9 protein-coding genes are annotated in these 13,351 nt (G+C 65.8%); 6 read left to right on the top strand and 3 right to left on the bottom strand.

Annotated features, from left to right (window positions below):
* Window positions 1-116: 116 nt before the first annotated feature.
* Complete coding sequence (locus tag L5014_RS10235) at window positions 117-1,868, bottom strand: 3-(methylthio)propionyl-CoA ligase (protein WP_274389330.1); 1,752 nt, start codon at window positions 1,866-1,868, stop codon at window positions 117-119.
* A gap of 175 nt (window positions 1,869-2,043) precedes the next feature.
* Between L5014_RS10235 and L5014_RS10240 the strand changes: the two genes are divergently transcribed.
* The 5 genes from L5014_RS10240 (at window position 2,044) to L5014_RS10260 (ending at window position 5,924) form a co-directional block, all read left to right on the top strand.
* Window positions 2,044-3,642: a protein adenylyltransferase SelO gene (locus L5014_RS10240; protein WP_238463520.1), complete on the top strand. Its 1,599-nt coding sequence runs from the start codon at window positions 2,044-2,046 to the stop codon at window positions 3,640-3,642.
* Between the two features lie 77 nt (window positions 3,643-3,719).
* Window positions 3,720-4,139, top strand: coding sequence for a peptide-methionine (R)-S-oxide reductase MsrB (gene msrB / locus L5014_RS10245; RefSeq protein ID WP_238463521.1), 420 nt, complete (start codon window positions 3,720-3,722; stop codon window positions 4,137-4,139).
* Window positions 4,140-4,239: 100 nt separating this feature from the next.
* Complete coding sequence (locus L5014_RS10250) at window positions 4,240-4,773, top strand: septation protein A (protein WP_238463522.1); 534 nt, start codon at window positions 4,240-4,242, stop codon at window positions 4,771-4,773.
* Window positions 4,770-5,081 (top strand): BolA family protein, encoded by a 312-nt coding sequence (locus L5014_RS10255; protein WP_238463523.1) that lies wholly within the window; start codon window positions 4,770-4,772, stop codon window positions 5,079-5,081. The genes L5014_RS10250 and L5014_RS10255 overlap by 4 nt, the downstream gene beginning before the upstream one ends.
* A 63-nt stretch (window positions 5,082-5,144) precedes the next feature.
* Window positions 5,145-5,924 (top strand): peptidylprolyl isomerase, encoded by a 780-nt coding sequence (locus L5014_RS10260; RefSeq protein WP_238463524.1) that lies wholly within the window; start codon window positions 5,145-5,147, stop codon window positions 5,922-5,924.
* A gap of 120 nt (window positions 5,925-6,044) precedes the next feature.
* On the opposite strand, the gene L5014_RS10265 is transcribed toward L5014_RS10260, so the two are convergent.
* Together L5014_RS10265 and purL are read right to left on the bottom strand one after the other, a co-directional pair.
* Window positions 6,045-7,169, bottom strand: a complete 1,125-nt coding sequence (locus tag L5014_RS10265; RefSeq protein ID WP_238463705.1) for a Fic family protein — start codon at window positions 7,167-7,169, stop codon at window positions 6,045-6,047.
* Between the two features lie 227 nt (window positions 7,170-7,396).
* Entirely contained in the window at window positions 7,397-11,494 is a 4,098-nt protein-coding gene (gene purL / locus L5014_RS10270) for a phosphoribosylformylglycinamidine synthase (RefSeq protein ID WP_238463706.1), read from the bottom strand.
* A gap of 531 nt (window positions 11,495-12,025) precedes the next feature.
* Between purL and L5014_RS10275 the strand changes: the two genes are divergently transcribed.
* Window positions 12,026-13,321, top strand: a complete 1,296-nt coding sequence (locus tag L5014_RS10275; protein ID WP_238463525.1) for an FAD-dependent oxidoreductase — start codon at window positions 12,026-12,028, stop codon at window positions 13,319-13,321.
* Window positions 13,322-13,351: the final 30 nt, after the last annotated feature.

Consider the following 13,351-nt stretch of genomic DNA (forward strand, 5'->3'; position numbering starts at 1 on the left):
GACATCGGGGTTTGTACCAATACTTCGATCAACGCGCAGAAACCGGACGGACGGGATAAAAAAACGCAGCCCGAAGGCTGCGCTGTGTACGAGTGCTGTCGAGCGCGTGCGGCGCGCTAGCCGCGCATGGCGGCCGATTTCGTGCTGTCCGTGGCGCTGCCGGCTGCGCCCTTGTTCGCATCGGGTGGCTCGTGCGGATCGAGTGGGCACTGGTCGCCCGCCTCCAGCGCACTCGGCAGCACATGATTGCGGAACTGCTCGCGCAGCTTGAGCTTCTGGAGTTTGCCGGTGGCCGTATGCGGAAGCTCGTCGACGAACACGACGTCATCGGGCAGCCACCACTTCACCACCTTGCCCTGGAAATACGCCAGCAGTTCCTCGCGCGTGACATCGGCGCCCGGCTTCTTCACCGCGACGATCAGCGGCCGCTCGGTCCAGCGCGGATGCACACAGGCAATGCAAGCCGCCTCCGCGATGGCCGGATGCGCCACCGCGATGTTCTCGAGCTCGATCGAGCTGATCCACTCGCCGCCCGACTTGATCACGTCCTTGCTGCGGTCCGTGATTTGCAGGAAGCCGTCGGGGTCGATGGTCGCGACGTCGCCGGTCGGGAACCAGCCGTCCACGAGCGGCGAGCCGCTTTCCTGTTTGAAGTAGCGCTCGATAACCCACGGCCCGCGCACGTAAAGATCGCCGAACGCCACGCCGTCCCAGGGCAACTCGCGCCCATCGTCGCCGACGATCTTCATGTCGACGCCAAAAATCACGCGCCCCTGCTTTTCGAGCAACGCGCGTTGCGCCTCGAGCGGACGCTGCGACTGCGCCCAGTTGAGCTTCGAGAGCGTGCCGAGCGGCGACATCTCGGTCATGCCCCACGCGTGGATCACCTGCACGCCGTAGTCGTCTTCGTAAGTGCGCAGCATGGCCGGCGGACACGCCGAGCCACCGATCACCGTGCGCTTGAGCGTGGAGAACTTCACGCCCGCCCCGCGCATATACGCGAGCAGGCCGAGCCACACCGTCGGCACGCCGGCCGAGCAGGTCACGCCCTCGGCTTCCATGAGTTCGTAGAGCGACTTGCCGTCGAGATCCTTGCCGGGCAGCACGAGCTTCGTGCCGGCGAGCGGCGCCGCATGCGGAACGCCCCACGCATTCACATGAAACATCGGCACGACGGGCAAGATGGCGTCGCACGCCGAGAAGCCCATCGCATCGGGCATCGACGCACCATAGGCATGCAGCACCGCCGAGCGATGCGTATAGAGCGCGCCCTTTGGGTTGCCCGTGGTGCCGGAGGTGTAGCAAAGACCCGACGCGCTGCGTTCGTCGAGCAAGGGCCATTCGAATTGACCGTCCTGCGCCGCGAGCAGCGTTTCGTAGCAGAGCACCGGCGTGCGCATCGTCGGCAGATGCGCTTCGTCGCACAGCGCGATCCAGCCGCGCACCTCGGGGCATTGCGGCGCGAGCGTGTCGACGAGCGCGGCGAATGTGGTGTCGAAGAGGACGTAGCGGTCCTCCGCGTGGTTGACGATCCACGCGATCTGCTCGGGAAAGAGACGCGGATTGACGGTGTGGCACACGGCGCCGAAACCGGCCACGCCGAAGTACGCCTCCAGGTGCCGATAGCCGTTCCACGCCAGCGTGCCGATACGCTCGCCCGGCTCGACGCCTAGCGCAACGAGCGCCTGCGCCAGTTGCTTCGAGCGCGCTTCGCACTCGCGATACGTGTAGCGATGCACGTCGCCTTCGATGCGCCGCGACACGATCTGCGTGCTGCCGTGATGGCGCGCCGCATGCGCGATCAGCGACGACACGAGGAGCGGCACGTCCATCATTTGTCCCAACAGCGGCGCGGTGGTCGCGGTCATGGTCAGCGGTCTCCTCGACTCGAATGCCAGAATTTTGTATGGGATGGCGCGGTGTTCGCCGGCCTCGGCGCGGCATGTGGGAAGCCGCAAAAGCATGTGCGGCCCGGGTCCGGGCGGCGTCCTGCACGCCGGCGGGCGCGGATTTACAATATCGGCTATTCAACAGGCGCTCAATATGTCGTTTTCACCAGGCCAAACTGACTCAAACGGCGGCTCGACCGCCCCGCGTGCGCCGGCAAACGGCCCACTCGCCGACTTCGAACGCGCGCTCGCCGTGCCGCGCGACGACACGTTCGCCGCCCTTGGCGCGGCCTTCCATACGCGGCTGCCCGGCGCACCGCTGCCCGCGCCCTACGTGGTGGGCTTCGCAAAGGAGACCGCCGCGCTGCTCGGCCTCGATCCTGAAGCGGTTTCCGATCCCGCGTTCGCCGAGTATTTCTGCGGCAACTTCACGCGCGAGCGAACCCCTTCGACGATGTCGTATGCGAGCGTCTACTCGGGACACCAGTTCGGCGTCTGGGCAGGCCAGCTAGGCGACGGACGCGCACTCATGCTCGGCGAGATCGAGCACGCAGGAAAGCGCAACGAGGTGCAGCTCAAGGGCGCGGGCCGCACGCCGTATTCGCGCATGGGCGATGGGCGCGCAGTGCTGCGCTCGTCGATCCGCGAATTCCTGTGCTCCGAGGCGATACATCATCTCGGCATTCCCACCACACGCGCGCTGACCGTGATCGGCTCGGACCAGCCGGTGCGCCGCGAAGAGATCGAAACCGCCGCGGTCGTCACGCGCGTGTCGCCGAGCTTCGTGCGCTTCGGCCACTTCGAGCACTTCTATTCGCACGACAACGTAGAGGCGCTGCGCGCGCTCGCGGATCACGTGATCGACCGCTTCTATCCGCATCTGCGCGAAGCCGACGATCCGTATCTCGCACTGCTCGACGAAGCCGTGCGCAACACGGCGGCGCTGATGGTCGAATGGCAGGCCGTGGGCTTTTGCCATGGCGTGATGAATACCGACAACATGTCGATCCTCGGCCTCACGATCGATTATGGTCCGTTCGGTTTCATCGACGGCTTCGACGCGAATCACATCTGCAACCACTCCGATTCGCAGGGCCGCTACGCGTACCGCATGCAGCCGCAGATCGCGTACTGGAATCTGTTCTGCCTTGCGCAGGCGCTGCTGCCGCTCTTCGGCGCGCACTACGAAATTGCCGACGAAAAGGCGCGCGGCGAGCGCTGCGTGGCCGACGCGCAAGGCGTGCTCGAACGCTTCAAGGGGCACTTCGCACCCGCGCTGGAAACACGTATGCGCGCGAAGCTCGGCCTTGAACACGCGCACGAAGGCGACGATGCGCTCGCGGACCGCCTCTTCGAAATCATGCATGCGAACCGCGCCGACTTCACGCTGACGTTCCGCCACCTCGCGCGCGTCTCGAAGCACGATGCGCGCGGCGACACGTCCGTGCGCGACCTGTTCCTCGATCGCGCCGCGTTCGACACCTGGGCTGTGGACTATCGCGCGCGCCTCGCACGCGAAACGCGCGATGACGCCGCGCGCGCCACGGCGATGGATCGCGTGAACCCGAAATACGTGCTGCGCAATCACCTCGCGCAAACCGCCATCGAGCGCGCCGCGCAGAAAGATTTCAGCGAAGTCGAACGACTCGCGAACGTGCTGAAGCATCCGTTCGACGAGCAGCCCGGGCACGAAACCTACGCCGCGTTGCCGCCCGACTGGGCGAGCTCGCTCGAAGTCAGTTGCTCTTCGTGAGCGAGCCCCCATCCACGGCACGCTTTGCGCATTCCACTGCATTTGCTCCCTTAGATTCGCCCCCATAGGAAACCGACATGAGCCAGGACGATCACAACTCCGACGCCTACCCCGGTCACAAGCCCGACGCCGAGTGGCGCAAACAACTCTCGGACGCGCAGTACCAGGTCACGCGCCACGCAGCCACCGAACGCCCCTTCACGGGCAAGTACTGGGACCACACCGAGCGCGGCGTATATGACTGCGTGTGCTGCGGCACGCCGCTCTTCGAGTCGGATACGAAATTCGACGCCGGCTGCGGCTGGCCGAGCTACTTCCGCCCGATCGACGGCGAAGTGATCGAGGAGCGCACGGACCGCTCGCACGGCATGCTGCGCATCGAAGTGCGCTGCAAGAACTGCGGCGCACACCTGGGCCATGTGTTCGAAGACGGTCCGGCCCCGACCGGCCTCCGGTATTGCATCAATTCGGCTGCGCTACAATTCGAGCCCAAGTGAGCGCGAGCGAGGCACGCTCGCGTCCCGCACGGGGTGTGACGCAAGATCGAATGCGTCGCGCCCTCTTTTTGCGGGTCAATTCGTCAACTTCCAGGCCGATATGAAATTTCTGTTTGATCTGTTCCCGATCATCCTGTTCTTCGTCGCCTTCAAGGTGTGGGGCATCTTCACGGCCACCGCCGTCGCGATCGTCGCAACGCTTGCGCAGATCGCGTGGGTGGCGTTCCGCCACCGCAAGGTCGACCCCATGCTGTGGCTGAGTCTGGGCATCGTCGTCGTCTTCGGCGGCGCCACGCTCATGCTGCACGACGAGACCTTCATCAAGTGGAAGCCCACGGTGCTCTACTGGGCCTTCTCGGTCGTGCTGCTGGTCTCGCAGGTGGCGTTCGGCAAAAACCTCATCGAAGCGATGATGGGCAAGCAGATCAGCCTGCCGTCGCGCATCTGGACGCAGTTGAACTTCGTCTGGTCGATTTTCTTCGCGCTGCTCGGCATCCTTAATCTGTTCGTCGCGTACCATTTCTCCACCGATGCGTGGGTCGACTTCAAGCTCTTTGGCGCGACGGGCATTCTCGTTGTGTTCATCGTCGGCCAGAGCCTGTGGCTCTCGCGTTATATGAAGGAAGAAGAATGAGCGACGCTTTTCTCCATGCAAGTCCCGCGGAGCGCATGGCGCTGATCGAAACGCGCCTCACGGCAGCGCTCGCGCCGGTCGAATCGATCGCCGTGCGCGACGACAGCGCACAGCATGCGGGCCACGCCGGCGCCGCCGCTGGAGGCCACTATCACGTCACGATCGTTGCGGCCGCATTCGCGGGGAAAGCCCGCGTGGCAAGGCATCGCATGGTGTATGATGCGCTGGCCGAAGCCATGCAGCGCGGCATTCACGCGCTCGCGATCACGGCGCTCACGCCCGAAGAAGCGGCAGCGTTGCCCCGCTAAGCGCGCCCTGCCAGGCGCCCCGCTAATCCCCACTTTTTTAGTTCGCCCCGTTAGGACTTTTCGATGACTTTGAAGAAGACCCGTCTCTGGGTGTTGCTGGCTGCGTTTGCGGCGGCTCCCGCCTTTGCGCAAAACGTCGCCGTTGTGAACGGCACGCCGATCCCGAAGTCGCGCGCCGACGCGCTGGTTGCCCAGGTCGTGGCCCAGGGCCAGCAAGACACGCCGGACCTGCAAAAGGCTGTGCGTGACGAACTCATCAACCGCGAAGTGCTGATGCAGGAAGCGGCGCGCCTCGGCATTCCGAACCGTCCGGACGTGAAGGGCCAACTGGCGATGGCCCAGCAGCAGGTCGTCCTGCATGCGTGGATCGAGGACTTCCTCAAGAACAACCAACCCACCGACGCCGAAGTCAAGGCCATGTACGACAAGCTCACGCAAGGCGCGGGCGGCAAGGAGTACCACCTGCATCACATCCTCGTGGACAACGAGCAGCAGGCGAAGGATCTGATCGCGAAGATCAAGGGAGGCGCGAGCTTCGAAGACCTTGCGAAGCAGTACTCGAAGGACCCGGGTTCGGCCAAGAACGGCGGCGATCTCGACTGGTCGGATCCGAAGGCCTACGTGCCGGAATTCGCCGATGCCGCGACGCATCTGCAGAAAGGCCAGGTCACCGATACGCCGGTGCACACGCAATTCGGCTGGCACATCATCCGCGTGGACGACATTCGCGACATCGCACCGCCGCCGCTCGAGCAGGTGCGCCCGCAGATCGTGCAGCAACTGCAGCAGCAAAAGCTGCTCGCGTTCGAGAAGCAACTGCGCGACAAGGCCAGGATTCAGTAAGGCTCAAGTTGCAGCTTCTGGCTGCGAAGAAAAGCAAAGCGAAAAACCCCGCGACCTGGAAGGCGCGGGGTTTTTTGTTGTCTCGCCGGAGCGCGACATTAGCAACTGATAAGAGTGCCGTTACTTCGGCAGAGCATTCAGCTCATAGCTCGTGCTGCGACCACCGCCTTCTGCTTTGCGCAGCACGCCGCGCGTCAGCAGATCGTTGATATCGCGTAACGCGGTATCGGATGAACACTTGGCAATGGCCGCCCACTTGCCGCTGGTGAGCTTGCCCTCAAACCCATCGAGCAGTTTGTTGAGCAACTTGATCTGCCGTTCATTGAACGGCGTTGTGGCCCAGTGACGCCAGAAACCTGCTTTGGCCAGCACGGTGTCGAGCGTGAACTGCGCCTGATCGATTGCACGGCGCAGGGCATCGAGAAACCAGGCGAACCACTCCGTGATATCCATCGACCGCTTTTGCGTGCGCTCCAGAATATCGTAGTACGCCTTGCGCTCTCTCTGGATTTGCGCCGACAAACTGTAGAAGCGTTGTGGGCTGCCATCCGCGCGCGCGAGCAACAAGTCACCGATGGCTCGTGCCACGCGGCCGTTGCCATCGTCGAACGGGTGCAATGTGACGAACCATAGATGGCCGAGAGCGGCCCGGATCAACGGTGGCTCTTTTACGGAACCGTTGATCCAGTCGAGGAAGCGGCGCATTTCGGCCTCTAGCCGATCGGCTGGTGGCGCTTCGAAGTGTACACGCTGACGGCCGATCGGCCCGGATACCACCTGCATCGGGCCGCTGGCATCGTCGCGCCAACCACCGACGTTGATTCGGGATAGACCCGCATAGCCGGTCGGAAACAACGCGGCGTGCCATCCCAAAAGACGCTCTCTGGTGACCGGTGCCAAGCTGTTCGCAGTCGCGTCGAGCACCATCTCGACCACGCCTTCCACGTGGCGATCCACCGGCGCTAGCGCGCCAATGTCCACGCCCAGACGACGCGCGATTGACGACCGAACCGATGCGACGTTGAGCTGCTCGCCTTCGATCTCGCTCGTCTTGACCACATCGTCGGTCAAAGCCACGAGGCTGGCCTGGTCACGAAGCAGCATGCCAACATCGGCCAGGCGGCCCGCCAATAAACCTTGGGCACGGCTAGCCTCCGCCAAGGGCTCGGCCAGTTTCGCCAGGTCGTAGCGCCAGTGCGGCCAGTCATCGGCCTGCCAGACGTAGGCATAATCGCCGCTATTCATGCGGCGATTATGCGTCGTATTCGTCGCAGCGACAAGCCATTCACCGCACAGAATGCGGCGAATAAAAGCGATATTCGCCGCAAGCCAATATTTGCTGCGCGTGGAGAAGTGCGAGTGTTCCGGGCACCCATGTGCAAAGACCCCGGCCACGCCTCAGATTCGGGGCGTGGCCGGGGTCTTTCGACCTCGACAGAGCCGTCAGCGTGACGGCCGAACCGCAGCGCGGCTTAACCGAGCCACTTGCGTGCGTTCTGGAACGCGCGCAGCCACGGGCTCGCCTCGCCCCAGCCTTCCGGATGCCAGCTCATCGTCACCGTGCGCTGCACGCGCTCGGTGTGCGGCATCAGCACCGTGAAGCGGCCATCTGGCGTCGTGACCGAGGTGATGCCCTGCGGCGAGCCGTTCGGGTTGAACGGATAGCCTTCGGTGGCCTGGCCACGATGGTCGACATAACGCATCGCCACGGCCACCTTCGAGAGGTCGCCCTGCTGCGAGAAGTCCGCGAAACCCTCGCCGTGCGCGACCGCGACCGGAATGCGCGAGCCTTCCATGCCGTTGAAGAAGATCGACGGCGAGCTCTGCACTTCCACGAGCGAGAAGCGCGCTTCGAACTGCTCCGACTTGTTGCGCGTGAACTTCGGCCAGGCCTCGGCGCCCGGGATCATCGAAGCGAGGCTCGATAGCATCTGGCAGCCGTTGCAGATGCCGAGCGCGAACGTATCCTGGCGCGCGAAGAACGCTGCGAACATGTCCGCGAGCTTCGCGTTGAAGCGGATCGTCTTGGCCCAGCCCTCGCCCGCGCCCAGCACGTCGCCGTACGAGAAGCCGCCGCAGGCCACCGCGCCCGCGAAATCGGCGAGCGTGGCGCGGCCTTCGAGCAGGTCGCTCATGTGCACGTCGTGGGCGTCGAAACCGGCGCGATCGAACGCATAAGCCGTTTCGAGGTGCGAGTTCACGCCCTGCTCGCGCAGGATCGCCACACGCGGACGCGCACCCTTGCCGATGAACGGCGCGGCCACGTCCGCAGCCGGGTCGAACGTGAGATGCGGCTGCATGCCCGGATCGGCGGCGTCGAGCAGCGCGTCGTATTCGGCATCGGCGCACGCGGGGTTGTCGCGCAGACGCGCGATGCGCCAGCTCACTTCGCTCCACACGCGATGCAGTTCGGCGCGCGGCGCTTCGTAGATGCGCTTGGCGTCGCGATAGATTTCGATCGAGTCGCGGTTATTCAGCGAACCGATTACGTGCGAGCAAACCGAAAGCCCGTGCGTGCGCAGCACAGCCATCACGGCATCGCGCTGCTGCGCCGGCACCTGGATCACGGCACCCAGTTCTTCGGAGAACAGCGCGCGCAGCGTGCGGTCTTCGCGGCGGCCGCTCGTCTGCTTCGCCCAGTCCTTCGCGTCGCCGTAATCGGATTCGTGCTCGCTATCGAGCGTGAGCATGTCGACGTTCAACGTGACGCCCGTATGGCCCGCGAACGCCATTTCGCAGACCGTCGCCCACAGGCCGCCGTCCGAGCGGTCGTGGTACGCGAGCAGTTGCTCGTTCGCATTGAGCTGCTGGATTGCGGTGAAGAACTGCTTGAGGTCTTCGGCGCTATCGACGTCGGGCACCGCGTCGCCGACCTGCTGCGTGACCTGTGCAAAGATGCTGCCGCCCATACGGTTCTTGCCACGGCCCAGATCGATCGCGATCAGCACCGACTCGCCCACTTCATCCACGCGGCGCAGTTGCGGCGTGAGGTGACGGCGCACGTCCTCGACCGGCGCGAACGCGGAAATGATGAGCGAGACCGGCGCGACCACTTCCTTCGCGACGCCTTCGTCGTTCCACTTCGTGCGCATCGAGAGCGAATCCTTGCCCACCGGAATGCCGATGCCCAGCGCCGGGCACAGCTCCATGCCGATCGCCTTCACGGTGTCGTAGAGCGCGGCGTCCTCGCCCGGCGCGCCGCACGCGGCCATCCAGTTCGCCGAGAGCTTGAGCTTGTCGAGCGACAGAATGGGCGCGCTCGCGATATTGGTGATCGCCTCGCCCACTGCCATGCGGCCCGATGCGGGCGCATCGATCACGGCGAGCGGCGTGCGCTCGGCCATCGTCATCGCTTCGCCCTTGTAGCCCGCGTAGTCGAGCGCCGTGATCGCGCAGTCGGCCACCGGCACCTGCCACGGGCCAACCATCTGGTCGCGCACGCTCGTGCCGCCCACCGAACGGTCGCCGATGGTGATGAGGAAGGACTTGCTGCCCACAGTGGGATTGCGCAGCACGCTCTTCGCGACTTCGTCGAGCGAGACGCCCGTGACTTCGACCGGCGTGAGCGGCACGCTCGCGTGCTCGACGTTGCGGTGCATGCGCGGCGGCTTACCGAGCAGGATGTCCATCGGCATGTCGACGGGCTGATGACCGCCGTTCGCGGCGAGCGCGGCTTCGTCGGTATCGATCAGCTTCAGTTCGCGCTCCGCGGTCGCCACGCCCACCACGGCGAACGGGCAGCGCTCGCGCTTGCAGATCGCCTCGAACATCGGCAGATCGGCGGGCGGGATCGCGAGGACGTAACGCTCCTGCGATTCGTTCGACCAGATCTCGCGCGGCGAGAGCCCCGACTCTTCGAGCTGCACCTTGCGCATCTCGAAGCGCGCGCCCTTGTCGGCGCCGTCGACGAGTTCCGGGAACGCGTTCGACAGACCGCCCGCGCCCACGTCGTGAATCGAGAGGATCGGGTTGGCTTCGCCTAGCTGCCAGCACCCGTTGATGACTTCCTGCGCGCGACGCTCGATTTCCGGGTTGCCGCGCTGCACCGAGTCGAAGTCGAGTTCAGCGGTGTTCGTGCCCGTGGCCATCGAGCTGGCCGCGCCACCGCCCATGCCGATGCGCATGCCGGGGCCGCCGATCTGGATCAGCAGCGTGCCTGCGGGCAGATCCAGCTTGTGCGTGAGCTTCGCGCTGATATTGCCGATGCCGCCCGCGATCATGATCGGCTTGTGATAGCCGCGCACGGTGCCCGCGACGTTCTGCTCGTAAGTGCGGAAGTAGCCGCCGAGGTTCGGGCGGCCGAATTCGTTGTTGAACGCGGCGCCGCCGAGCGGCCCGTCGATCATGATCTGCAGCGGCGAGGCGATGCGGTCCGGACGGCCATAAGCCTCGCTGGCGTCGGCGGGATTGCGGTGCGCGAGCGGCGTGGCCGCGTCGCGGGCGTTTTCCCACGTCTCACGCGCGTCGGGCAAGTCGAGATTCGAGACCGTGAAGCCCGTGAGGCCGGCCTTCGGACGCGCGCCGCGGCCCGTCGCGCCTTCGTCGCGGATTTCGCCGCCCGAGCCCGTGGCCGCGCCGGCGAACGGCGAGATCGCGGTCGGGTGGTTGTGCGTCTCCACCTTCATCAGCGTGTGCGTGAGTTCGGTGTGGCGGCCGTATTGTTCGCCCGGCGTGCCCGCAGTGCCCGCAGTGCCAACCCCGGCATTGCTCTTGCGCGGGAACCAGCGTTCCGCAACCGCGCCTTCCATGATCGACGAGTTATCCGAGTACGCGACGATGGTGCCCTGCGGGCTCACCTTTTCGGTGTTGCGGATCATCGCGAAGAGCGACAGGTCCTGGTCCTGGCCGTCGATCGTCCAGCTCGCGTTGAAGATCTTGTGACGGCAGTGCTCGCTGTTGGCCTGCGCGAACATCATCAGTTCGACGTCGGTCGGGTTGCGGCCGAGCTTCGTGAAATTGTCGACGAGATAGTCGATTTCGTCGTCGGCGAGCGCGAGGCCCAGTTCGCCGTTGGCCGTTTCCAGCGCCTTGCGGCCGTGACCGAGCACGTCGACGGTCTGCATCGGACGCGCCGGCAGTTCGTCGAACAGATGCAGCGCCTGGTCGCGCGAAGCCGCCACGCTCTCGGTCATGCGGTCGTGCAGCGCTGCGGCGACGGCGGCGTGCGCCTCGTCCGAGAGCGTCTTCTTGCCGCCCAGCAGGCCGCTCTTGAGCGTCACCGTGTACTCGACGCCACGCTCGATGCGGCGCACCTGCTCGAGGCCGCAGTGATGGGCGATGTCGGTGGCCTTGCTCGCCCACGGCGAGACCGTGCCGAAGCGCGGCACGACGAGGAACGTGACCGCGCTGCCGCGCTCCTGCGGGGCCGCGAACGGCGCGCCGTAGTGCATCAGCGCTTCGATCTTCGCGCTGTCGTCAGCGGAAAGCGGCGTGGCCGAGTTGACGAAGTGCAAAAACTGGCCGTGCACGCCGACGATATTGGCATCGATACGCTGGAGCGTGTCGAGCAGGCGGGTCTGACGGAAGTCGGAAAGGGCCGAAGCACCGGGGAAACACGAGAAGTGGGCCATGGACTGGGGCGTTGCGTCGAGGTTGCGTCGGAGTTGCGTCGCGCCTTCGCCTTCCATGGGCGTCTCGCAGGGTGGCGAAGCGCCGCACGCAGGCGGTGACGTCGGGTCGACATCGGGCGATGAAAGGAGACCGCGATTATAACCCGGAAGCCCCCTTCCGGCCGCCCTTCGAGGCAGGCGCGACGCGCTGGAAGCGGCACGCTCGTGCGCCTTTTCGTGACACGGACGTATGGCGCCGCGATGATCCGCATGGCGTCATCGACATTTTCGCGATACTTGACGCGCCGGCGCGCCCGGCCAGTGGCCGGTATCGGGCGGCCGCGGAACGCCAGGCCTGCCGTGCTCCGGATGCCGATGCCCGCGACGCCTGCATGGGTGCGCGCCGGCAACGCACATGGCGATCGGGCCGGTTTGGCTGCTATGATTGCGCGTTTCACCCGATCGGCGCGACAACCCGCGCCGCATGCCTCACCCTCTTCGGCAGGGCGCCTTCGCCCCTCGGCGCGCCGCCTGCCAGCAGATCAAATCGTCATGGATGTCATCGTCATTGGCGGCGGAGTCGCCGGCGTCGCCACCGCCTATCAGTTGCGCGCGGCGGGCCATCGCGTCTGCGTGATCGAGCGCCACGCCACCGTTGCGCAAGGCGCGAGCTACGGTCATAGCGGCATCGTGCTGCCAACGCCGCTCGACGTCTGGTTCGGGCCCACTTTCCTGCGCAACGGCCGGCAGTCGTCGGGCGGGGTGATCTGCAAGACCGGCTTCACCGGCCATGCGCGCTCCTTCGTGAAGCGCCTCGCGGCCCTGCACGGCTCCGAAGCCTTCGCCGCGCGCTATACGCTGCTGCGCCCGCTCATCGAATCGGCCCAAAGCGTGCTCGACGACGCCGAAGGCCGCTTCGGGCTCGAATACGAGCAGCGCGAAGGCCTGCTTTACCTCGTGCGCGGCAGCGACGAGTGGTCGCTCACGCAGCCCGCGCTGGAACTGCTGCGCCAATTCGAGACGCCCCACCACGTGCTCACGCCGCACGAGTGCGTGGCGTCCGAACCCACGATTCCCGCCGATCCGCCGTTCGCGGGCGCCATACGCTTCGACCACGCGCGCGTGGCCAACTGCCCGCTCTTCATCAAGCAGCTCAAGCAGGAGCTCGATACGCTCGGCGGCGTGCAGTTCCAGACCGGGCGCACCGTGAGCGCGATCCGCCTCGAGAACACACGTGCGGCCGTGGAGCTCGCGCCGCGCCCCGACGAGGTGGCCCGCAAACGCGAAGTCGAAGTGATTTCCGCCGATGCCGTGGTCGTCGCGGCCGGCGCGCAAACGCCGAAGCTGCTCGCGCCGCTCGGCTTCAAGCTGCCGTTCTATCCGGTTCGCATCCACACACTGAACGCCCCGGTCGCGCACGAGGAGTGCGCGCCCCATACGACGCTGATCGACGCCGCACGGCGCATCGCGATCACGCGCACGAACCACCGGCTGCGCATCTCGGGCGGCGCGGTGCTCCAGCGCGTGAAGGAACTCGACGAAGCGCTGCCCGAGGCGCTCACCGAGGAAGCCCTCGCCCTGCTTGGCGAGGCCTCGCGCGATTGGGCGCCGGGTGCCGCGCGCATTTCCGCGGCGCTCGCGTGGGAAGGCATGAAGCTGCTTTCCGCCGATGGCCTGCCGGCGGCGGGCAACGCCGGGCATGCGCGCCTCTACGTCAACGCGGGCCACGGGCCGGCCGGCTGGGCGCTCGCGCTGGGCTCGGCGCGTCTGATCGCCGCGCAGATTTCAGGCACCGCGCCCGATTTGCCCGCCGAGACCGTCGAGGCGCTGTGGCCCGGGCGCGATTGAAGCCCGCGATTGAAGCTCAATTGAGGCGCC

Source organism: Paraburkholderia tagetis, assembly GCF_022213065.1.
In the GTDB taxonomy this organism is placed as follows: Bacteria; Pseudomonadota; Gammaproteobacteria; order Burkholderiales; family Burkholderiaceae; genus Paraburkholderia; species Paraburkholderia tagetis.

Coding starts and splice junctions, on each gene's coding strand:
- L5014_RS10235 (WP_274389330.1), bottom strand. CDS start 1,868: ATGACCGCGACCACCGCGCCGCTGTTGGGACAAATGATGGACGTGCCG.
- L5014_RS10240 (WP_238463520.1), top strand. CDS start 2,044: ATGTCGTTTTCACCAGGCCAAACTGACTCAAACGGCGGCTCGACCGCC.
- msrB (WP_238463521.1), top strand. CDS start 3,720: ATGAGCCAGGACGATCACAACTCCGACGCCTACCCCGGTCACAAGCCC.
- L5014_RS10250 (WP_238463522.1), top strand. CDS start 4,240: ATGAAATTTCTGTTTGATCTGTTCCCGATCATCCTGTTCTTCGTCGCC.
- L5014_RS10255 (WP_238463523.1), top strand. CDS start 4,770: ATGAGCGACGCTTTTCTCCATGCAAGTCCCGCGGAGCGCATGGCGCTG.
- L5014_RS10260 (WP_238463524.1), top strand. CDS start 5,145: ATGACTTTGAAGAAGACCCGTCTCTGGGTGTTGCTGGCTGCGTTTGCG.
- L5014_RS10265 (WP_238463705.1), bottom strand. CDS start 7,169: ATGAATAGCGGCGATTATGCCTACGTCTGGCAGGCCGATGACTGGCCG.
- purL (WP_238463706.1), bottom strand. CDS start 11,494: ATGGCCCACTTCTCGTGTTTCCCCGGTGCTTCGGCCCTTTCCGACTTC.
- L5014_RS10275 (WP_238463525.1), top strand. CDS start 12,026: ATGGATGTCATCGTCATTGGCGGCGGAGTCGCCGGCGTCGCCACCGCC.